The organism is Pseudoalteromonas ardens (assembly GCF_030125445.1).
GTDB lineage: Bacteria > Pseudomonadota > Gammaproteobacteria > Enterobacterales > Alteromonadaceae > Pseudoalteromonas > Pseudoalteromonas ardens.
This window is the reverse complement of sequence record NZ_JASJUV010000004.1, coordinates 84,205-103,436: the sequence shown is the minus strand read 5'-3', so window position 1 is coordinate 103,436 and position 19,232 is coordinate 84,205. Positions and strand designations below refer to the sequence as shown.

The 19,232-nt window shown below is 49.2% G+C and carries 22 protein-coding genes and 1 riboswitch; of the genes, 14 read left to right on the top strand and 8 right to left on the bottom strand.

The genetic code is table 11. From position 1 onward, the window contains the following. Positions 1-449: 449 nt before the first annotated feature. On the top strand, positions 450-1,331 hold the full coding sequence (locus QNM19_RS14200) for a TraB/GumN family protein (protein ID WP_049864099.1): 882 nt from the start codon (positions 450-452) through the stop codon (positions 1,329-1,331). A 96-nt stretch (positions 1,332-1,427) separates the two neighbouring features. Further along, the gene (locus tag QNM19_RS14195; RefSeq protein ID WP_049864100.1) at positions 1,428-2,042 is read left to right on the top strand and encodes a hypothetical protein; all 615 of its coding nucleotides are present in this window, start codon (positions 1,428-1,430) and stop codon (positions 2,040-2,042) included. Here QNM19_RS14195 and QNM19_RS14190 read toward each other — a convergent pair. Beyond that, positions 2,026-3,780, bottom strand: coding sequence for a response regulator (locus tag QNM19_RS14190; RefSeq protein ID WP_284026832.1), 1,755 nt, complete (start codon positions 3,778-3,780; stop codon positions 2,026-2,028). The two genes, QNM19_RS14195 and QNM19_RS14190, sit on opposite strands and share 17 nt — an antisense overlap. Positions 3,781-3,953: 173 nt before the next feature. Further along, a riboswitch (Lysine riboswitch) is annotated at positions 3,954-4,130 on the top strand. A gap of 113 nt (positions 4,131-4,243) precedes the next feature. Here QNM19_RS14190 and dapA point away from each other — a divergent pair. Genes dapA through QNM19_RS14170 form a run of 4 tightly spaced genes read left to right on the top strand, consistent with a single transcriptional unit; the run spans position 4,244 to position 8,211 of the window. Continuing rightward, positions 4,244-5,140, top strand: coding sequence for a 4-hydroxy-tetrahydrodipicolinate synthase (dapA, locus tag QNM19_RS14185; RefSeq protein ID WP_049864102.1), 897 nt, complete (start codon positions 4,244-4,246; stop codon positions 5,138-5,140). 10 nt (positions 5,141-5,150) lie between these two features. Then, on the top strand, positions 5,151-5,891 hold the full coding sequence (locus tag QNM19_RS14180) for a 2,3,4,5-tetrahydropyridine-2,6-dicarboxylate N-succinyltransferase (RefSeq protein WP_049864103.1): 741 nt from the start codon (positions 5,151-5,153) through the stop codon (positions 5,889-5,891). Continuing rightward, a complete protein-coding gene (locus QNM19_RS14175) occupies positions 5,891-7,096 on the top strand; it encodes a PLP-dependent decarboxylase (protein ID WP_049864104.1) in 1,206 nt (401 codons plus the stop codon). Before QNM19_RS14180 ends, QNM19_RS14175 begins: the two co-directional genes overlap by 1 nt. Before the next feature lie 2 nt (positions 7,097-7,098). Next, entirely contained in the window at positions 7,099-8,211 is a 1,113-nt protein-coding gene (locus QNM19_RS14170; RefSeq protein WP_049864105.1) for a succinylglutamate desuccinylase/aspartoacylase family protein, read from the top strand. 351 nt (positions 8,212-8,562) lie between these two features. Here QNM19_RS14170 and QNM19_RS14165 read toward each other — a convergent pair whose 3' ends face one another. Then, positions 8,563-8,766, bottom strand: a complete 204-nt coding sequence (locus tag QNM19_RS14165; RefSeq protein ID WP_010383783.1) for a hypothetical protein — start codon at positions 8,764-8,766, stop codon at positions 8,563-8,565. A gap of 169 nt (positions 8,767-8,935) precedes the next feature. Here QNM19_RS14165 and QNM19_RS14160 point away from each other — a divergent pair, with 169 nt between their 5' ends. Continuing rightward, positions 8,936-9,958 carry a phospholipase A gene (locus QNM19_RS14160; protein WP_284026831.1) on the top strand — a complete coding sequence of 341 codons (1,023 nt, stop codon included), beginning with the start codon at positions 8,936-8,938 and terminating at the stop codon, positions 9,956-9,958. A gap of 40 nt (positions 9,959-9,998) precedes the next feature. Here QNM19_RS14160 and QNM19_RS14155 read toward each other — a convergent pair whose 3' ends face one another. Next, entirely contained in the window at positions 9,999-10,892 is an 894-nt protein-coding gene (locus QNM19_RS14155; RefSeq protein ID WP_049864106.1) for a bifunctional GNAT family N-acetyltransferase/hotdog fold thioesterase, read from the bottom strand. 217 nt (positions 10,893-11,109) lie between these two features. Between QNM19_RS14155 and QNM19_RS14150 the strand changes: the two genes are divergently transcribed. Further along, on the top strand, positions 11,110-11,799 hold the full coding sequence (locus QNM19_RS14150) for a spermidine synthase (RefSeq protein WP_040644601.1): 690 nt from the start codon (positions 11,110-11,112) through the stop codon (positions 11,797-11,799). A 13-nt stretch (positions 11,800-11,812) separates the two neighbouring features. Here QNM19_RS14150 and dtd read toward each other — a convergent pair whose 3' ends face one another. Genes dtd through QNM19_RS14135 form a run of 3 tightly spaced genes read right to left on the bottom strand, consistent with a single transcriptional unit; the run spans position 11,813 to position 14,127 of the window. Next, positions 11,813-12,250 (bottom strand): D-aminoacyl-tRNA deacylase, encoded by a 438-nt coding sequence (dtd, locus tag QNM19_RS14145; RefSeq protein ID WP_049864107.1) that lies wholly within the window; start codon positions 12,248-12,250, stop codon positions 11,813-11,815. Between the two features lie 39 nt (positions 12,251-12,289). Next, on the bottom strand, positions 12,290-13,231 hold the full coding sequence (locus QNM19_RS14140) for an alpha/beta fold hydrolase (protein ID WP_049864108.1): 942 nt from the start codon (positions 13,229-13,231) through the stop codon (positions 12,290-12,292). An 11-nt stretch (positions 13,232-13,242) separates the two neighbouring features. After that, positions 13,243-14,127: a virulence factor BrkB family protein gene (locus tag QNM19_RS14135; protein ID WP_417712391.1), complete on the bottom strand. Its 885-nt coding sequence runs from the start codon at positions 14,125-14,127 to the stop codon at positions 13,243-13,245. Between the two features lie 108 nt (positions 14,128-14,235). Between QNM19_RS14135 and QNM19_RS14130 the strand changes: the two genes are divergently transcribed. Together QNM19_RS14130 and QNM19_RS14125 are read left to right on the top strand one after the other, a co-directional pair. Further along, positions 14,236-14,895: a DUF2959 domain-containing protein gene (locus QNM19_RS14130; protein WP_049864109.1), complete on the top strand. Its 660-nt coding sequence runs from the start codon at positions 14,236-14,238 to the stop codon at positions 14,893-14,895. 30 nt (positions 14,896-14,925) lie between these two features. Further along, complete coding sequence (locus tag QNM19_RS14125) at positions 14,926-16,065, top strand: DUF4238 domain-containing protein (RefSeq protein WP_082225403.1); 1,140 nt, start codon at positions 14,926-14,928, stop codon at positions 16,063-16,065. A gap of 23 nt (positions 16,066-16,088) precedes the next feature. On the opposite strand, the gene QNM19_RS14120 is transcribed toward QNM19_RS14125, so the two are convergent. Next, on the bottom strand, positions 16,089-16,313 hold the full coding sequence (locus QNM19_RS14120) for a hypothetical protein (RefSeq protein WP_156202238.1): 225 nt from the start codon (positions 16,311-16,313) through the stop codon (positions 16,089-16,091). An 84-nt stretch (positions 16,314-16,397) separates the two neighbouring features. After that, positions 16,398-16,670, bottom strand: coding sequence for a hypothetical protein (locus QNM19_RS14115; protein ID WP_010383794.1), 273 nt, complete (start codon positions 16,668-16,670; stop codon positions 16,398-16,400). Between the two features lie 206 nt (positions 16,671-16,876). Here QNM19_RS14115 and QNM19_RS14110 point away from each other — a divergent pair, with 206 nt between their 5' ends. The 4 genes from QNM19_RS14110 to QNM19_RS14095 all read left to right on the top strand — a co-directional run bounded on the left by QNM19_RS14110 (position 16,877) and on the right by QNM19_RS14095 (position 19,230). Continuing rightward, the gene (locus QNM19_RS14110; RefSeq protein ID WP_049864111.1) at positions 16,877-17,275 is read left to right on the top strand and encodes an RNA-binding S4 domain-containing protein; all 399 of its coding nucleotides are present in this window, start codon (positions 16,877-16,879) and stop codon (positions 17,273-17,275) included. A 15-nt stretch (positions 17,276-17,290) separates the two neighbouring features. Next, the gene (locus QNM19_RS14105) at positions 17,291-17,731 is read left to right on the top strand and encodes a PaaI family thioesterase (RefSeq protein WP_049864112.1); all 441 of its coding nucleotides are present in this window, start codon (positions 17,291-17,293) and stop codon (positions 17,729-17,731) included. Between the two features lie 85 nt (positions 17,732-17,816). Next, positions 17,817-18,041 (top strand): hypothetical protein, encoded by a 225-nt coding sequence (locus tag QNM19_RS14100; RefSeq protein WP_049864113.1) that lies wholly within the window; start codon positions 17,817-17,819, stop codon positions 18,039-18,041. Positions 18,042-18,138: 97 nt separating this feature from the next. After that, positions 18,139-19,230 (top strand): NAD(P)/FAD-dependent oxidoreductase, encoded by a 1,092-nt coding sequence (locus tag QNM19_RS14095; protein ID WP_049864114.1) that lies wholly within the window; start codon positions 18,139-18,141, stop codon positions 19,228-19,230. The last annotated feature ends 2 nt before the right edge of the window (positions 19,231-19,232 follow it).

Sequence of the window (19,232 nt, the reverse complement as noted above, 5' to 3'; positions counted from 1 at the left end):
GAACTTTTCAGTGCGGGGGGCTTTTTGCTAATACTTTTCGAACAGCACTAACCAGCCCCCGCGGTAATAATAATCACCACGTTGATAATCACGACTAGTAGAGAAACTGTTTTTAACATGTCACTGCTCTTCTGAAAAAACGAATACTTTGCACACGCGCTAAGCGCTCTGTTGTGCTCTTTTTCTATTAGTAACCCGTAGGCCCCCAACAAGTCAACCCTAAAAATTATGCCAATTTCCTTTGTTAGATCACACAAAAACAAAATAAAATTCAAAATACCACCAAAACAAGGATAAAAAATACCTAAATCAAACTCCCTATCTGGAATAAACTAAAGTGAGTGTTTTTTCCCACACGATTCATTCTTGCTCATCACAACATTAAATTTTTATGATTTACTCCGGGAATTGATTATGATGTGCCCAGTTTTGAACATTTGGAGGGAACCATGCCTCACTTTATTCGCCTGACACAGTTTATCTCTGCACTCTTTTTGTTGCTCCTCAGCCAGATTGCTATCGCACAACCTGCACTATGGAGCGTAGAAAAAAACGGTATCACGTCTTACCTGTTTGGTACTGTGCACGTTGGAGATAGCACAATGCACGGCCTGGATCCGCGTATAGAAACCGCTATACAAAGCAGCCAGACAGTGGTAGTCGAACTCAATACCGAAGCCATTAGCCCCCTGGAGCTACAACGAAAAACCTTGCCTTTTATGCTGCAAAAACCAGGGAATACACTGCAAACCAGCCTGTCTCCGGTGACTTATAAACAAGTAAAAGATTATCTCTCCAAGCGCAAAATCGATATCGCGCTGTTTGAAAGCTATCAGCCCTGGTCTGTTATGCTCACCATTCTGCGACTGGAGTATCAACAAGCGGGATTCAGTGAAGACTATGGCATTGATAAGCAAATAATTGAGTTTGCCACCCGCATCAAAAAGCCCATTATGGAATTGGAAAGCCTGGAGCAACAACTAAGCTTATTCAGTACGCTGGGCGATCAAAACGACGCCATGATAGCCGACACACTGAAGCAGGTTGAGGACTTTGAGCAATACTTCACCCAAATGATAACAGCCTGGAAACAAGGCAATTATCAGAAACTAAATACCTTTTATAAACTGAGTTTTGATGACTCCGAGTATGGTCAGCACGCCGAGCAAGTCATGCTCATTCAACGCAATAACACCTGGGTAGCGACATTGACACCCCGGCTGGCCAAATCACCCCACTTTATCGCCGTGGGTGCGCTGCATTTACCCCAGCAGCATGGACTACTTACTCAGCTGGCAGAACGAGGGTTCACCGTACAACGAGTCAAGTAATGCACTTAACGGCGATTTTTTTACGTCGCTTTTAAACCTTTGTGTTTTTACCCGCGTCATACAGATATCAAAACGACAGAATGGAAGGACAACAGGATGAAGAAAAATCTGATAACTGCGGCACTGTTGGTGCTAAGTGCCACCGCTCAGGCTAAAGAGACACGCACATTAACACACTCCTTTGAACTGGCAGACAGCACAGAGCTCGAGATCCAGTTTCCTATTGGTAAATTAAAAACACAAACGCATTCAGGCAAAACCATCGAGGTCACCATTGAACTCGAACCCGTCGAGCATGATATAGATAAAGTGACGGATGCACTGGAAGACGTGCAGCTGGCAAGCCGCCGGGCAGGCAATGAGCTTAGCCTGAGCCTCAATAGTAAGTACGTAAAACAGGACTGGACGGTGAAAGTCCCTGAGTCAATGGAACTGGATGTCGAAGTGGATGTCGGCAATGTGAAACTGCTCGGATTAAACAATGACGCCGATGTCGAAGTGGGGGTCGGCAATGTCACGATAGAGACAGACGCCAAAGACTTCCGACGCGTGCGATTCGATTCCGGAGTCGGTAAAACCAAGCTATCTGACTTGCCTGGTAACGCAGAAACAGAACGCAACATGGTCGGTGAAACCCTCCGCTATCATGGCCAGGGTGAACACAGCCTGGATATCGAAGTCGGTGTTGGTAACATCAAGTTGCGTCGCTGAGGGTGAGCACTTTGTGCAGGGCGCGCTCCAATGCCCCCTTTTCAACAGGCTTAAACAAATAATCGGTCGCGCCAAGCTGCACGGCCGATTTAATTGCCTGCTCTGAGGTATTCGCGGTCAATACCAAAATTGGCGTCGACAACATCAGCGTCTGACGGATCTCTTTAATGGCTTTAAAACCATCCATAATCGGCATATTCAAATCCATCAGGATCACATCAAAAGACTGGTGTGCCAATACCTCAATGGCCTGTCCCCCATGGCTCGCATGAATACTGGTTAGCTCCATGTTATCCAACATTTTTTCAATAATTTTGGCATTCAATTGATTGTCTTCCACCAGCAGCACTTTATGGCGGGCCAGTCCACTTACCGGCTCCGGCTCCGGGAGTCGCTTCAGCGGCAAGCTCAAAGATGCTTTTGTACCATGTGGTTCACAGGGTAAAAAAGTCAACTCACCAGACATAATCGCCAACAACAAGTTGCAACGGGCTAACCCCAGTTGCAGCCCCTGATAATGGTGGCCGTCCGTGCTGATGCCCGACGCAGATGCTTTGATCTGCGCCACATTAAATCCGGGCCCGCTGTCTTCTACTTCACAGAAAAAACGCCAGTTCAACTCATCTTCTTCCGGATTGACAGGCTCCACGCGGGCGGACAATCTCACCGTGCCTTGCTCGGTGAATTTAACGGCATTGTCGAGTAGCTGACCAATAACCCAGCTCAGGCGTTCATGATCACAGGCAAATATTTTTTCGGTATGGCTGCTAAAGTGATAGCTAAAATCCAGGCCTTTCTCTCTGGCCAGCAGACGATAAGTAGCCACAGGCTGACCCAGGGTGTCGGTCAGCCTGGCCGGGTGGCAATTTAACTCTGGTTGCTGTTCGTCAGACAAGCGATTGTAATCCTCCACAGACGCGATCAGGGCCTTCAGTTGCTGGGCAGCTTTATTCGCTTGCGCAAGGTAGCTGTCACGCTGTGATTCCTGATATAAGTGCAGATACCCCAGCACGGCCTGCAAGGGCGTCCGCAACTCGTGACTGGCGCGAGCCAGAAACATGGCGCGACTTTGGTTGGCATGCTCAGCTTTCAAACGCGTTTGCTGCAAGCGGTCTATCGCGCTGGTGATGCTGCGTTCCATGGGGAAAAATATCCACTTAATCTCAGCGAGCAGCAAAGCCAACCCCAGTAACCACATCAGCAGTTGCAGGTTCCTTAATTTCTCAAGTTTTTCATTGGTAAACTGCTCAAACAGCAACACCGCATGATCTAAGTCCTGTAACAACAGTTGAGAACGGGTGTGGATCTCCTGGATCTGATCTAAATCAGGCTGACTGGCAACCCCGGACAACAGCGCCAAATATTGTTTTAATTGCCTGTCCAAATCCCCCGGTTGCGCAAAATACCATTGATAAAGCTCCGTATTGAGGTGCTTGTATTGCTCGCCATCGCGCATGAGCAAAAAATCATGGTTGGCTTGCATAAGCTGCAGCGCATTGTTCAATGCCTGACGATCTGCCGCCACGTTGTGTTCGCGCATGATGATGACATACTCCAGGTGCAAGGCGGCTTTTTGCGACAGCATGCGCTGCATACCTGCAACATTGATCACTCTGGCAACCTGTTTTTGCTGCTCCAGCAGATACAAAGTCAGGCCAGTCGTCATCGTCAACACCAGCAACATGATCACCAGTGCGACCAGGTATTTCAGGCGATAGCGTGTAACCAGATTGTCCAAATTATCCCTCCCAAAACCAGCCGGATCATCCAGGCGCCAGACTCTTTCCCAGTTTAGATTAAATTTCAAACTTTTGCTGAGAGTGACTTGACACCCAGACGGCCAAAATGTTTCAATGCGCCCGTACCCTATTTTATCCAGACGGCCATGCATCTAAAAAGTGTGGACGTCTTAGGGCTGGAAGAGGTGCGTTATTCAGGTATTTGAGTGGAGGAGAGCAAACTCCCGTGAAACTCAAAGAGGGGAATTAACGCCGAGAAGCACTGCGCTTTGCTTGCGTACTGCTTCGGGCGACTGGGTTGAATCCCAGCGACTGTCACCAACACATTTGGTGGAGAGCTTCTGGTCTTAGAAACAATATGGCCAGCAGCCTATTCTTTTTAAGTCCATTGCTCTTCGAATTTTAAACGGTTCGGAGTAGGACACCTTCCTGACTACCGGACCAGCAAGAAGTTCGGTAGAGATGAAATCACACATTCAGTTATCTGATCAGTTATCTGACTACCCGTTATGGACGGCCCTTGTCACACCTTTTGACGCGTGCGATCAGGTCGATTATCACAGTTTACAGCAACTCGTTGCTCAGCAAGTTGAAGCCAACAATGGCATCTTGCTGCTTGGCAGTACCGGTGAAGGCCTTGCCCTGACTCTGTCTGAGCAGAAAAAAATCGTTGAGTTTGTCTGTGCACTTGCGCCTCAGGTCCCCATTATGGTTGCCGTCGGCGGCATCAATCTGGCGGCCCAGCTGGAGTGGGTCGAGTTTTGTAATACCCAAAAGATCGACGCGCTGTTGCTCGGCTCTCCATTGTACGCCAAACCCGGTGTCGTTGGTCAGACCCATTGGTTTGATGCCCTGCTTAGCGCAGCAAACGTCCCCTGCATGATCTACAACGTTCCAGGGCGCAGTGCCGTTGCCATTGCACCTGAAGTGCTAACGAACCTGGCACATCATGACAACCTGTGGGCGCTCAAAGAAGCCAGCGGCGATATTGCCACGTTTGAAGCATTTCGTCGTGCCTTACCCAGCCTGGCAATATACAGCGGTGATGACGCATTGCTGCCTTACTTTGCACAGGCAGGCGCGGCCGGATTGGTGTCTGTGGCATCGAATGCCTGGCCTGGCCAAACTGCCGAATTTGTCCGCCGTGCGCTCAGCGGCACCTGCCCTAACCTGTTCACTACCTGGGCCGATGCCATCAGCAGCTTGTTTGCCGTTGCCAACCCTATCCCGGTAAAGACACTGATGCATTTACAGGGCACGCTAACCACGCCCCATCTGAGGCCACCGCTCACGCACCTGGAATTAACCAATCATGCGGCACTGAATGCTGCGAACGAACAGATTTTATCCTGGAATTAAGAGGCTCCCTATGACCTGGTCAACACTATTAGATAATTTAGAAAATGGTTCACAACGTGCTGCGAACCAAGATGAACACGGCAACTGGCATGCTAATGTCGAAGTCAAAGAAGGTATTCTGGCGGCTTTCCGTGCGGGTCAAAATATCGAATACCCGGGCGGTTTTGTAGACAAAGACAATCTTGCCCCACGTGGTTTTGCCGCCGAAGATGCCGTCCGTATGGTGCCCGGAGGCAGCAGCGTGCGTCGTGGCGCGTATGTCGCTTCAGGCACCATCATCATGCCGCCAGCCTATGTTAACATTGGTGCATATATCGACACCGGCACTATGGTCGACAGCCACGCACTGGTTGGTTCTTGCGCCCAGATTGGTAAAAATGTGCATTTAAGTGCCGCAGTTCAGATTGGTGGCGTACTAGAGCCTGTCGGTGCCAGCCCGGTCGTGGTTGAAGACGAGGCGTTCATTGGTGCGGGCTGTGTGCTGGTTGAAGGCGTAGTCGTAAAACGCGGTGCAGTGCTGGCACCGGGTGTTCGCCTGTCTGCCAGCATTCCAGTGTATGACTGTGTGAATGAGCGTACCCTGGAAAAAGGGGAAGCCATTCCGCCTTTTGCCATTGTGATCCCGGGGTCGCGTCCAGCCTCCAGTGACTGGGCCAAGGCACAAGGGCTGAGCATGTCCTGTGCACTGATTGTGAAATACCGTGACGAACAAAGTGATGCGTCGTTAGAACTCGAAGAGGTACTACGCTAATGACCACACTGAGTACGCCACTGCGTGAGCAACTGACTGCACTGTGCCCTGATCTGGACATCCCATTCTTCGTCTACGACCTGGATGCACTGAGCGCACATGTTAATCACCTGACCACCCAAAACGTGGTCAAGCTCTGGTATGCCGTTAAAGCTAATCCGTTATCCAGCGTCCTCAAAACACTGGACACCGCGGGCTTCAACTTTGATGTTGCCAGCCGGGGAGAGCTCACACAGGTCTTGGCCCAGGACATTGCGGCCGAACGCGTACTCAACACTGGGCCGGCCAAATCACCGGCCCAAATCCAGCATTTTCTCGATGCTGGCGTCACTACCTTTGTTGCTGAAAGCCTCAATCAAGTGCGCTGGCTGAACGACGCGGCACAGCAGCGTCAACAGACTTTAACAGTGCTGCTTCGCGTTCAATTACGCTGGCCAGCAGGAGACAAAAATCCACTCGGCGGCGACAGCCTGACCCCATTTGGACTCGGCTGTGAACAGTGGCAACAACTGACTTTACGCGACTATCCTGCGCTGGATTTTGCAGGCCTGCATATTTTTCAATGGGGCAACATGCTCGACGCCTCCAAACTGGCCAGCCTGTGGCAACAAATGGTCCCCCCACTGACTGAGCTGAGCCAACAGCTGGGTATGCGCCTTAGGATCTTAGATCTGGGCGGGGGATTAGGGGTGCCTTACGAGTCAGGCCAGCAGGCACTCGATTGGGACCAAGTCATCGCGAGTCTGGCCAAAATTAAGGCCGAAGCGGGCGTGCAAGAATTATGGATGGAGCTGGGTCGCTATGCCGTGGCGCAGTGTGGCTACTACCTTAACCCGGTAGTGGAACAAAAATGCAATTACGACGAACATCAGCTCATCCTGGCAGGTGGCATCAACCACCTGTTGCGACCGGCCGTGACCAGTCAGGCTTTTCCGGTGCAGGCACTGCGTGCATCTGATACTGCTCAGCGCCAATATCATTTACATGGCCCATTATGTACAGCCCTGGATCACCTTGGTTCGCATAGCTTGCCAGACGATCTCGCCTATGGCGACTGGCTGGTGTTTGACCAGTGTGGGGCCTATGGCTTCACAGAAAGTATGCCGTACTTTCTGTGTCACGAGCTACCCGCAGAGTATGTTTTCACTCAGGGTCAATTGTACTGTATTCGTCACAGCGAAACCGCCGACTATTATCTGAGGTAACCATGAACACTATCACACAGCAACATATTCAGGTTGGGGAAATCGCCAATGGCCTGCCTTTGACCATCCCGGTCTACCGTTTGCAAGGTAATGGCACAGGCCCGAGCGTATACATTCAGGCCAATATGCACGGCGCGGAGGTACAGGGCAATGCGGTGATCTATGCACTGCTTGAACAATTAAAGCACCTCACTCTGGCGGGTGACATCACTTTGGTGCCCTATGCCAACCCGATCGGCTGTAATCAAAAGTCGGGGGAATTTACGCTTGGAAGATTTGACCCCATTACCGGCATGAACTGGAACCGCATGTATCATGACCATAGTGATCAGGTACAGCGCTGCCTTGCTGAGCACGGTGAAGCTTCCGATGCGGCACTTATCGCCGCCTTCCGTGAACAGTTGTGTCAGGCAACCGATGCGCTACTTGATGCGCCGGCACATACACTGACGACTGGCAAGCGCATTGCACTCACACTACAAAAACTGGCGCATCAGGCTGATATCGTACTGGACCTGCATACCGGTCCTATCTCAGCGAAACACTTATATTGTCCGGAATACGCCACAGACAGCGCGCGCTATTTTGACATTCCCCATGTACTGCTGATCCCCAATGAATTTGACGGTGCAATGGATGAAGCCAGCTTCTGTCCCTGGTGGCAACTCAGCACAGCGTTAAAAGCACAAGGCCGCGACTTAGCCGTGCCCGTTGAAGCCTTTACTGTTGAATTAGGTTCACAGGAAAAAATTGATCTGGATGAAGCCGTGCATGATGCCAACAGCATTCTCAGCTACCTGACACACAAAGAAGTGGTAGCAGATGGCAATCATCAGCCAAAGAACATCAAACGCTACGCCTGCGCACTGAAAGATTACCTGACCTTCTATGCGCCTATGGGTGGCATGGTGGAATATAAAGCGCAGCTCGGTGAACACATCAAAGCAGGGGAATGCATTGCGCGTATTTTGCGCATGGAGCAGTATTTATCCGAAACGCCTCTGCACAGCCTCACATTGACACAAGATGCCATTGCGATACTGCATTTTGCCTCAGCCAGTGTCAATCAGGGCACTGAATTATATAAATTTTTCACCAACTACTATGAACTGTAGTGGATCCATCTGTATTGGCCAAAACTGCGGCTCGATGACATACACAGCGAAGCAACGATTGCGTGAGAGTAGGTGAGCAAACCCTCACTTGCTAAGGTGGGGCGGCAACCTAAGTTGCCGCCGGCCTTTTTATACCAATTTACTTAATTAACTGGTCCATTTTGAGGCGAGAAAATAAAGGAGCTAACACCGCTCCTGCATCCTGCTATCGCTTAGGCACCTAGAACCATATAGGCGAGGCAAAAATTGGCGAACTTATACCTTAAGTAAAGATGCTAAACGATAAATTTGTAACGCAGATAGCGTCATATTTGCTCCGTCAAAATGAACACGAATTAAGTGAAATTGGGATTAATCTGGCATGCAGATCTCAAAACGGCCAGAATAACAATCTCGACCAGTCGGACACCCAAGGAACACCGCCGTATCACAACCCAGTGATTCACAAGCCGGATGGCCCGATGCACCACCGGCTACATTCGGTGTCTGAGCGAGGCCCAGTTGTTGGTTATTACTCAGTTGCTTAATACTTTTTTTGTTCAGTGATATTTTCATTTCAATCTCCTTTTATGCAATGTGCTTAATTAACCTAGCGCCAAGATGAACAAAAATCAACCAAACACCACTTGACTAAATATATTGCTGACAATTTTGCCCTTCTTAGTTTTTTCTTTGCCATGATACTATGATGATAATTTGCTTTTGACTAAGGACTGCACTGCCTATGAAACTCAGGATACTCGCTTTTTTATCTTTACTGGCCCCCTCTACCCTGCTCGCCAATGAACAAAACGCGAAGGACGACCTGGAGTTGATAAAGCAATGTGTACTGAATGAGATCATTGCGGGTGATCAACAACAAACGATTGAGCAGCTCAAACTTTACTGTCAAAAACTGCAAGAGACCCGCCTCAGCAAACTGGATCGCCGCATGGCACGGGAAATGGTCACGGAAAACAACCGCAATGTGCTGACACCGCACAATCGCAACTATATTCTGCCAGTGACCTATGTCAAAAACCCCAACTCTCGCCCCTTTGATGGCTTAAAGGCCATTCAGGAAGAAGAAGGGGAGCCACTCGACCACATGGAAGTCAAATATCAAATATCGATGAAAGTGCCTCTTTATCGCCACTTTAAAGACAAAGATCAGGCGGTCTATGTCGGGGTCACCTTGCAATCTTACTGGCAGCTATACAACAAAGATATCTCCTCTCCGTTCCGTGAAACCAATTACGAACCGGAAATCTTCTGGGTTAACTTCCTTGATGACGACAATGTGCTGTGGGGCGATGAAATGGCCATCATTTTAGGCGCATCACACCAGTCAAATGGCCGCAGCCAGCCTAACTCTCGGTCCTGGAACCGCCTCTATGCAAACTTTATCTGGGAATATGAAGGTTTCGTGTTTAGCTTCAAACCCTGGTATCGCCTGCCAGAGGACGACAAGCCCGAGCCATTAGCGGCAAAAGGGGATGATAACCCGGATATTCACAAGTACATGGGCTATTTTGAGTTCAGTGGGGCTTATCGCCATGGCGACCATGAATTTGGCTTTATGACTCGTAACAACTTCAACAGTGACAACCATGGTGCGGTGCAACTCGACTGGTCGTTTCCTTTGCTTGGCTCCTCACGGGTGCGAGGTTATGTACAGTATTTTAATGGCTATGGCGAGAGCTTGATTGACTACAACGCACACATTCAGCGCCTAGGCTTGGGTATTGCGGTCACAGATCTGCTCTAAGCACAACCATGACGGCCTGCATCGGCAGGCCGTCAACGCATTATTTGAGCACCACAAACAACCCTTCAAACTTCGCAACCAACACGTCACCGTCGTAGACGTTCACCGGCACACGATACTTGGCTTTACCCTCTTCATTAAGCGCATTCAACTCACCACTGCAGTCGGCCAATGTGACCGTGGCACTGGGTGCTGTGGTTAAGGGTTTCAGATACTGAATATTGGCGTCTGCCAGTACAATATTGCCTTCCAGAGCCAATTCTTTGAGCGCCAGATACGTCGCGCCCCACCCGGTTAAGGTGGCCATACTGTAAACCGATCCCGCAAACATCGAATTATGTAAATTCAGATTCGCTTTCAGATCTGCGCGGGTGGAGAATTGCCAGTCGGTGTAACTTTCAACCTTGATCCCCATCGCATCACTGATAGGGATCGACTCACGCCAGGTATCCTGTAACACCTGGGTCCACTGTGGATGGCGGAACCAGCCAGGCTCTGAGGGCCGCTGTTTCACCATTTTCCAATGTTGTACATCGCCATAGGACAGGTGGGCTTTTTCGATCATCTGATAACCGTGGCGCTCATAAAAGGCCAACGCACGTTCACGGGCAAACAACACCAGCTCTTCGGCCTTCTGCGTCCAGGCTATTTTCTCCAGTTCATGCAACAATCGGCTGCCAAGATGATGACCTCGATGCGCTTCGTCAACGGCCATATAACGAACCTGCGCTTGCTGCTGATTATTAAAATGCAGGCGTGCTACACCCAGCACCTGACCTTCGTTGTTTTTGATATAACGATGCTCAGCTTCCTGCTCCAGATCATCCTGCTCGCTGCCTCTGGGCTGATCCCAGGGGGCCCGCAAAACCTGCCATCGTAGTTGATAATACGCTTGCCAATCTTCACTGCTCTGTGGCGCTGTTATTTGAAACATGGTGACTCCTGTGCTTTTCCTGTCGCTGCGGGATAATGTGCCCGACTCGTGCAAACTGGTCCCCCATTTTTGCGGGGAACTTTTGTCTAATTTATGGACCTTACCTTACAAGAAAAGTGTGCAACAGGGAATGATCGGCCAGATTTGGTCAATTTGTCATGTAAATTCAACGAAACGCGGTGGCAGAACTGTGAAGCCAAGCTATGCTGATGTAACTATGCAAGATTTTATTACTGAACCCGGTACCATCAGTAACGAGTTTGTGCACCAGAGTCATCAGCTCGGGCACCTGCTGTATTGGCATAAGCATGGCAAAGTCAGCATACAGGTACGCCAGGAAAAAACCTTACGCTGGTTACTGATAAACGACACACTGCAATCCGTGATTGAGCTCAATCATCCGGAGAGGCTGCTTTTTCCGCATTTGCAGATATTAGCAGCGCTGTGGCAAAAATGTCCTGCTCCAGGTAAAGTGCTGGAATTGGGGCTGGGTGCGGGTGCTATCCGGGATTATCTGCACATCAGCTACCCGGATTGTCAGATTACCTCTATCGATAATAACCCTGACATTATTCATTGCTATAAGCGCTATTTTGGTGGCGATCCGATCTCCAATGTCAGTTGCAGCGATGCCTATCAGGCACTGGAGAACAACGGCCATTATGACTGGATCATCCTGGATTTGTTCAGTCAGCTTGATGCCCCCCGATTTTTGTACGAACACAAGTTTTACACACAAATTCGTGCCACCCTCAACGAGGGGGGCAGGTTGTATATCAATTTTCTTGCCGAGCACGATTCGCAGCTAAAACAGCTCGAGCACCTGCTTATTACTAACTTTGGTAAAAAACCCTTCGTACACAAAGTGCCCGACTATGCCAATCACATTATTTCTCTGACGCGCTGAGCACGCGGCTGGATCACACCGATAAATTAAAGGTCACAGGACCATCATTACACAGGCTGACCTGCATATCTGCAGCAAAGCGGCCGGTCGCAACACGCAACCCAGACGCCTTTGCCTGAGCCACGAAATACTCGTAGAGCGCTTCAGCTTGCGCCGGCGTGGCAGCAGAGGAAAAACTCGGTCGCATGCCTTTTTTGGTATCCGCTGCCAGCGTGAATTGAGATACCACCAACAACTCGCCTTCTATGTCTCTCAGGCTCAGATTCATTTTGCCCTGTGCATCGGTAAAAATACGATAGTTACTGATTTTATGTAACAAGCTGTCTGCACTTTTTTGCTCATCGGCCTTTTCTACGCCAAGTAATACCAGGATCCCCTGACCAATTTGACCAACACACTCACCTTCGACCACCACACTGGCCTGACTGACTCTTTGAATTAATCCCTGCACTGTTACCTCAATGGTTTGCGGAAATGATTGATAATGCGCCTAATGTGCCAGCTTACAAAGCAGCAGATCAGCAGCGCGACGGATGGCTTCGGAATATACTGCATTTGTGGCGCAGTGCCCAACTTCTTCGAGGATCAATAACCGTGCATTCAGTTGTTCCGCAAGTGCCTGCGCCATTGCAAAACGACAGACGTAATCGTGACGACTATGGATCATCCAGACAGGCAGACGCTTGAGTTTGTCAGCATAGGCAAAGATCTGCTGCTCCTCGATAAAACAGCGTGAGTGGAAATAATGCACCATGATCCGGGCCTGCTGAACAACCGCCTGTTCATGGTCCAGCTGATAACGCAATGCCTGGCTGCCAATGCTCAACTGACGGTCCCAGTCATGCCATTGTTGCGCAGCCCGCCTTACGGCGACTTCATCATTGCTGTGCAATAACCGGGCATAACGCGCCAGCACTGCCTTGTAATCTCCTTCCCCCTGGCTAAAAATTTGATAACGCTCCGGGTAAAATTGCGCGCCCACACCGCTCACACCATACAGCCACTGTAAATCGCTCTGACACCCCAGAAAGGTCGCCCAGAGAACTAAGCCCTGTACGCGTTCCGGGAAGCGCTGCGCGAACAACAGCGCTAATGTGGCACCCCAGGAGCCACCCGCCAGCACACACTGACCGATCCCTAAATAAGTCAGCAGACAATCTATGTCCTGCAGTAAGTGCTCTGTGGTGTTGTGGGTGAGTTGCTGGGGCGAAGACTGGCCGCATCCGCGCTGGCTAAATAAGATGATCCGATAGCGTTGCGGGTTAAAATAACTGGCCGAGCTACGGCACAAGCCGCTGCCCGGGCCACCATGGCAGATCACCACAGGCAACCCACTCTCCAGCCCAAACTCTTCAACATGTAGCTGGTGCCCATCGGACACCGCCAGATGAAAACTACGTCGCGGAGACTCCAGCCGATATAATTGAGTCATTGCACACCTCTTTATTCTGGTGTGTCTTGTTCCTCACATTCCTTTTCGGACAAACAGGCAGTAAATTCAGCACCTAACAGCACCACCATCCAGGACAAGTAAACCCACACAAATAAAATAGGCACTGTCGCCAGAGCACCGTAGATCACCTCATACGAGGGGAAATGGCTGATATACAGGGCAAAGCCTTTTTTAGTCAGCTCAAACAATAAAGCCGCAAAAAATGCCCCGGGTATCGCTGCCTGATAAGACACGCGTGTATTTGGTACTAAAGTATAGAGCATAAAAAAGCCTGCCATGGAAATAACATAGGGCAAAAGCTTCAATAAAAAGCCACTAAAGCCCGGGATCCCCTGATCGGCAAACGATACCAAAGACACGATATAAGAGGTCACCCCAATACTGGCGCCCAACAATACCGGCCCCAGTGTCAGTACCATCCAGTATATCGCGAAGGAAATCATCATCGGCCGGGACTTTTCCACTCGCCAGATACGATTGAGGGCAGCGTCCACATTGCGGATCAACAACAGGGCAACGGCCGTCAAAAAGCCAATCCCCACCGCAGTCATCTGATTAGCATTGCCGGTAAAGGCACTGATATGGGCTTTAATGGTGTCAGTCGACGTCGGCACAAAATTCGTAAAGATGAAATGTTCTATGGCGTCTCGTGTATCCTGAAAGCCCGGGAACGCCGTAAATATCGCCACCCCAACCGCCACTAGCGGGATCAAAGACAGCAAGGTGACGTAGGCCAGATAACCGGCATTGATCATGAGCTGATCTTGCTGGCAGCGCTGGTAAAAACGCAGCCACCAGAGCGGCTGAGCGCTTAAAAATAGCTTGCCCTGCTGCCTCAGATGCAACAGGCGCTGTAACCACAATTCATTCATCATTACACAGGTTTACAGAGTGAGTTTTGCACATCTTACCAATCCCAGTCATAATTCATAGAGTCTCAATTAAGTATAAGCCGTTCTGTTTCAACCGCATTAGGAAAGCCGATGAACAATTCTGTGATAAAAAAGAGCCTCGTCATCTTCACCCTGTGTTTGCTCAGTGCCTGTCAAAGCGCCTACTATGCCGCCTGGGAAAAAGTGGGTGTGCACAAGCGTGAAATCTTAGTCGATCGGGTGGAAAATACCAAAGCAGCACAGCAAGCCACACAGCAGGAGTTCCAGTCTGCACTGGAGCGCCTGACGACCCTGATCAACTTTGACGGTGGCGAGTTACAAAGTGTCTACGAACAACTCAATGATGACTATCTCGCCAGTGAAGCCGCCGCGCAGGACGTCCGTACCAACATAGACAAGGTCGAGGATGTTGCAGAAGCCTTGTTTGCTGAATGGCAGGACGAGCTGACGCAGTATTCAAGTGCCAAACTGAAACGTCAGAGTGAACAAAAGCTCCGTCAGACCCAACGTCAATTTGATAAGCTACTGCGCTCAATGCGTGCCAGTGAAGCAAAAATGCAGCCCGTACTGGATTCTCTAAAAGACAACGTGCTGTACTTAAAACACAATCTTAATGCGCAGGCGATTGCTGCCATCAAAGGCGAGTTTAGTGGGTTAAAACGCGATATTCAGTCGCTGATCACCGATATGAATCGCTCTATTGAGGATTCAAATGCCTTTATTGCCAGTATGAATAATGCCAACCAATAGTAACACAGTGGCTGCTATGAGTAACGCTTGATGGCACTAATTAGTGCCTCATGCCAAAACTCTAAATATCTTGACAAGGTAATTATGGCTTCAAACAAAAATCAACATTATGTTCCGCAGTGCTATCTAAAAAACTTTTCAGTAGATGCTTCAAAAGCATCAATTTGTCTCTACAACATGGATAGAAAAAAGGTAGTAAAAGTTGCTCCAATTAAGAACCAATGCTCCAAAAACTATTTTTATGGAGAAGATCTTGAGCTTGAAAAAGCGCTACAACCTATTGAGGGACACTTTTCCGCGATGGTGCGTACCATAGAGAAGCCCAGCTACGTATTAAATGATAAGGATCAAGCCTTTTTAAAGCACTTTTGGTTACTTCAATATCTAAGAACAGAAGCTGCATCTCGTCGAAATGTCGAATTGAGTGAAGGAATGCATCAGTTTACAGGTGTAACTGAATTGAAGTTGGGAATAAAGGATGCCGTTCAACATTCAATGCGTTCTTTTTCCGAAATTAAACATGTAGTTAGTGACCTTAAAGTTTGTCTGGTAAAAAATAATACGCACACAGACTTTATTACTTCAGATGATCCAGCTGTGCTCACAAATAGGTGGCACCTACTAGATAAAAGGGCCGAATTACAATCATTTGGTTTAAGCTCTGCTGGTTGTTTGCTTTTTTTACCATTGTCTCCAAAGATACTAATGGTCGCATATGATAATGATGTTTATAGCATCCCACATAAAAATGGATGGGTTCGTATCAAGAACCCATCTGATATAGATTCTTTCAACTACTTACAAGCTTTAAATTGCCAAGCTAATTTGTATGCTCATCGAGTGGATATAGAGATATATTTTAAGCACGTCCATAAGCAGGTGGAGAACATCAAACCAGAGCGTAGGCATAAAATCATATATGCAATTTTGAATGAAGAACAAAATGGGACGAAGATATTTAAAGTGATTGACTCTCCGGAAACAAAAGAACACACAGAGGCACTAATGCACTGCCAACCTATTTATGTTGCACCGCCGACTTGGCCTCGAATAATCAAATGGAGACCTAAGGGGTTTGTAACTACTAACGATACTGGCATTGGGTTTATTAGGCTACCAAGGGTTCAAGAAATGGATACTAAGGGTTTTTACAAGTTACGTATCCGATAAACTCAAAATAAGTTTAAGATAAATCAAACTTGCTTTTTAGTTACTGTTGGACACACAGAGAAAGAACCATTACTAGATTTACCTGATACAGGAAGGTCATTCAGGACATAGTGTATGTTGGCCTGCTCTAACTGGCTGACCAATCTTTGCTGCTGTGTATCGTCCAACGAGGCGTGGAATACGTGTACCACAGGGTGCGTGCTGCAGGCGCTCAATAACACACATCCAGCCACCGACCATACTCTCATGAAAGCTCCCTGTTCTTGTTATTATGGTCTGAGTAAACCACAGCAGCGTGACACCTGTCCATTGGGTCATCGCCACTCTCGGCATCAGTGGCTGCGCGTCAGCCAATTTTGTACCGCCGATTTGGGATACACAATTTCTTTAAACAGACGGTGACGCTCAAACGTCAGGTCGCTTTCCTGGCTGGGTAAGCCAGCTTGTACCTGGCTGTGATGTTCATTGAATCGTGAGATCAGTGTCAATTTGTCCCGGCCCTGATTGAGCTGAGTATTGAGATAGCCACGCACATCATCTGCTGTCATTAATCCAGATGCCTCTAAGTTCATCAGATCTTTTTTTAATGCAGAACGGATCCCCATGGTGTGTCTCCTGTTGTCATAATTTACAAAAGCCGCAGCGAATGACTGCTAAAAGCGACGGCTCAAGACCGCCCGACTCCGATCGGCGTGCAAGATACACACCAAATGCTGCAATTACATTAAAGACACGGTGATCAGCGAAAAAGTTTCGTGGTTCACCGCAGCGTCGCGCTATACTGTCGCAAAACATCCAGTGAGGTTGTGATATGAATCAAGAATATATCGAAATAGAGCTTGAAGAAGAGCCAATTGAACTTTGTAACCTGTTAAAAGTATTAGACTTTGCAGAGAGTGGCGGACAAGCTAAGCAGCTGATCGCGGCTGGATATGTGGGCGTCAACGGCGAACTTTGTACGGTTAAACGCAAGAAACTGTACGCCGGAGACACCCTCTATTTTAACGAAGAAACTTTTATGCTAACCCTGGCAGAAGGCGCCGTGCCCGCCGAGCGCAGCCAGCCTAATCCACCCGCTACGCACCAAAGCAGTGCACCTCAAGCCTCTGACAAAGGCAAAAAGCCAAGTCAATCTGGCAAAAAGAAACGCAATAAGCAAAAAAACAACGTCGACAGCGTGACGGGCCGAAAGCCCATTTCGTTCGGATAACCGGGAGCACACGGAATGAGTATCTGGTACCGCCCAATTACGTTAGCACAGTGTCAGGCGCTGGATGAAGGACTTCATCAAAAAGGCACGCTCATGCAAACGCTCGGGATCGCCATCAGTGAAATTGGCGATGATTATCTGGTGGCCACCATGCCGGCAACCCCTGCACATCATAACCCGCTGGGCATGGTACACGGTGGCGCCAACGTCGCACTGGCCGAGACCGTTGCCAGTTATGCGGCCAACTTTGCGGTCGACTTTGAGCGCTTTTACTGTGTCGGACAGGAGATCAACGCCAATCACCTGAAAGCATCACGCAATGGCATCCTCACCGCAACGGCACGGCCTTTACATCTGGGCCGCCGTACCTCCGTCTGGGAAGTGAAAATCGTTAATGCCCGTGGCGAACTCTGCTGTGTCGCCCGTATGACCGCCGCTGTCGTTGAACGTCGATAACAATAACGTCTGTTTGATGTAGCGCAACGCTTTTTATTGTTTAAAACCGCACAATGAAATTAGCCCAAACCCGGAGGCTAAGATCATGAGCACACAAAAACGTCTGATTGTTATTCTTCACTGTGTCATTGTGTGTGGACTGTTGCTCATTTTTACAGGCCACACGCTGCTAAGTGCACAGTGGCTGACTGAGCTGGGGCCCACAGGTTACGTATTGGGCGCAGCCTGTATTGCCGTTGGCCTGATCTGTTCATTACCAACCAAGATTTACCTGACAATTTTGCTAATGCGCAGAGAAAAGCCAGACTGATCCAGGTTACAGGGTATCTCCCATCCCGCCGGTTTTTTGCCTAAGCGCAGGCATTTCGTTACACTTTTGCCTTTCAGCCGCTCACTCACACAGTATCATGGACCATGTAGAAACAGTCATCATTGGCGCAGGCGTTATTGGCCTGGCCATTGCCGCACGCCTCAGTCAGACTCGCTCCGTCCTAGTCATCGACCAGATGGGACAATTTGGCGAACACACCAGTAGCCGAAACAGCGAAGTGATCCACGCCGGGCTCTATTACGACGAACACAGCCTCAAAGCACGCTTGTGTGTCCGCGGTAAAGCCTTGTTATACGCCCATTGCGCGCGTTTCCATGTACCTGTAAAACAACTTGGTAAAATCCTGTTTGCCCGCACAGCGTCAGAACACGATAAACTGGCTGCCATCGAGGCGCAGGCAAAGCGTAATGGGGTATGCGATCTGACGCCGCTCAGTCAGACCCAGGTTGGGGATATGGCACCAGGATTATCTGCCAGCGCCGCGCTGTTTTCTCCATCCACAGGCATTATCGACAGTCATCAGTTTATGCTGTCACTGGTTCATCAATTAGAGCAAGCTGGCGGCAATCTGGTCTGCCACACGCGCTTTGACTCTGCCGAACACACAGCCAGTGGGTTTCACATTGCGCTGGATTGTGACGGGGAAGCCTTTGCGCTCAGCTGCGATACGCTGATCAATGCTGGAGGTCTGTTTGCACAGGATAATGCTAAACGCATCAATGGGCTGGGAGAACGCCACATTCCACAAAGCCACCTGTGTCGCGGTCAGTATTTCTCTTATCAGGGCCATCACCCATTCAGTAACCTCATCTATCCGATGCCTGAACAACATGGTTTAGGGATCCACGCAACGTTAGACATGGCCGGCCAGCTGAGATTTGGACCCGACACGCACTTTATTGATCGCCTCGATTACCAGCTTGACCCCGATGCCAAGGCTCGCTTTGTTGAGGCCATACAAAGCTACTGGCCCGCACTGGACCCTGAGCGGCTAAAGCCGGACTATGCCGGGATCAGGCCTAAGCTGTCTCGGGACAAAGGACAGGATTTTGTAATTGAGGGACATCAGCATCATCAGGTCAATGGACTCATCAACCTGTTTGGTATCGAATCACCCGGACTGACCGCCAGCCTGGCGATCGCCGAGTATGTCGAAGCGCAGCTCTGAGG

Bases quoted from the DNA above. Each gene is read 5' to 3' on its own strand.
- QNM19_RS14115 (WP_010383794.1), bottom strand. From the start codon at position 16,670: ATGGGGATCCGTTCTGCATTAAAAAAAGATCTGATGAACTTAGAGGCA.
- dapA (WP_049864102.1), top strand. From the start codon at position 4,244: ATGAAATCACACATTCAGTTATCTGATCAGTTATCTGACTACCCGTTA.
- QNM19_RS14120 (WP_156202238.1), bottom strand. From the start codon at position 16,313: ATGAGAGTATGGTCGGTGGCTGGATGTGTGTTATTGAGCGCCTGCAGC.
- QNM19_RS14135 (WP_417712391.1), bottom strand. From the start codon at position 14,127: ATGATGAATGAATTGTGGTTACAGCGCCTGTTGCATCTGAGGCAGCAG.
- QNM19_RS14110 (WP_049864111.1), top strand. From the start codon at position 16,877: ATGAATCAAGAATATATCGAAATAGAGCTTGAAGAAGAGCCAATTGAA.
- QNM19_RS14180 (WP_049864103.1), top strand. From the start codon at position 5,151: ATGACCTGGTCAACACTATTAGATAATTTAGAAAATGGTTCACAACGT.
- QNM19_RS14175 (WP_049864104.1), top strand. From the start codon at position 5,891: ATGACCACACTGAGTACGCCACTGCGTGAGCAACTGACTGCACTGTGC.
- QNM19_RS14195 (WP_049864100.1), top strand. From the start codon at position 1,428: ATGAAGAAAAATCTGATAACTGCGGCACTGTTGGTGCTAAGTGCCACC.
- QNM19_RS14100 (WP_049864113.1), top strand. From the start codon at position 17,817: ATGAGCACACAAAAACGTCTGATTGTTATTCTTCACTGTGTCATTGTG.
- QNM19_RS14130 (WP_049864109.1), top strand. From the start codon at position 14,236: ATGAACAATTCTGTGATAAAAAAGAGCCTCGTCATCTTCACCCTGTGT.
- QNM19_RS14105 (WP_049864112.1), top strand. From the start codon at position 17,291: ATGAGTATCTGGTACCGCCCAATTACGTTAGCACAGTGTCAGGCGCTG.
- QNM19_RS14200 (WP_049864099.1), top strand. From the start codon at position 450: ATGCCTCACTTTATTCGCCTGACACAGTTTATCTCTGCACTCTTTTTG.
- QNM19_RS14125 (WP_082225403.1), top strand. From the start codon at position 14,926: ATGGCACTAATTAGTGCCTCATGCCAAAACTCTAAATATCTTGACAAG.
- QNM19_RS14170 (WP_049864105.1), top strand. From the start codon at position 7,099: ATGAACACTATCACACAGCAACATATTCAGGTTGGGGAAATCGCCAAT.
- QNM19_RS14165 (WP_010383783.1), bottom strand. From the start codon at position 8,766: ATGAAAATATCACTGAACAAAAAAAGTATTAAGCAACTGAGTAATAAC.
- QNM19_RS14095 (WP_049864114.1), top strand. From the start codon at position 18,139: ATGGACCATGTAGAAACAGTCATCATTGGCGCAGGCGTTATTGGCCTG.
- QNM19_RS14160 (WP_284026831.1), top strand. From the start codon at position 8,936: ATGAAACTCAGGATACTCGCTTTTTTATCTTTACTGGCCCCCTCTACC.
- QNM19_RS14155 (WP_049864106.1), bottom strand. From the start codon at position 10,892: ATGTTTCAAATAACAGCGCCACAGAGCAGTGAAGATTGGCAAGCGTAT.
- QNM19_RS14150 (WP_040644601.1), top strand. From the start codon at position 11,110: ATGCAAGATTTTATTACTGAACCCGGTACCATCAGTAACGAGTTTGTG.
- QNM19_RS14140 (WP_049864108.1), bottom strand. From the start codon at position 13,231: ATGACTCAATTATATCGGCTGGAGTCTCCGCGACGTAGTTTTCATCTG.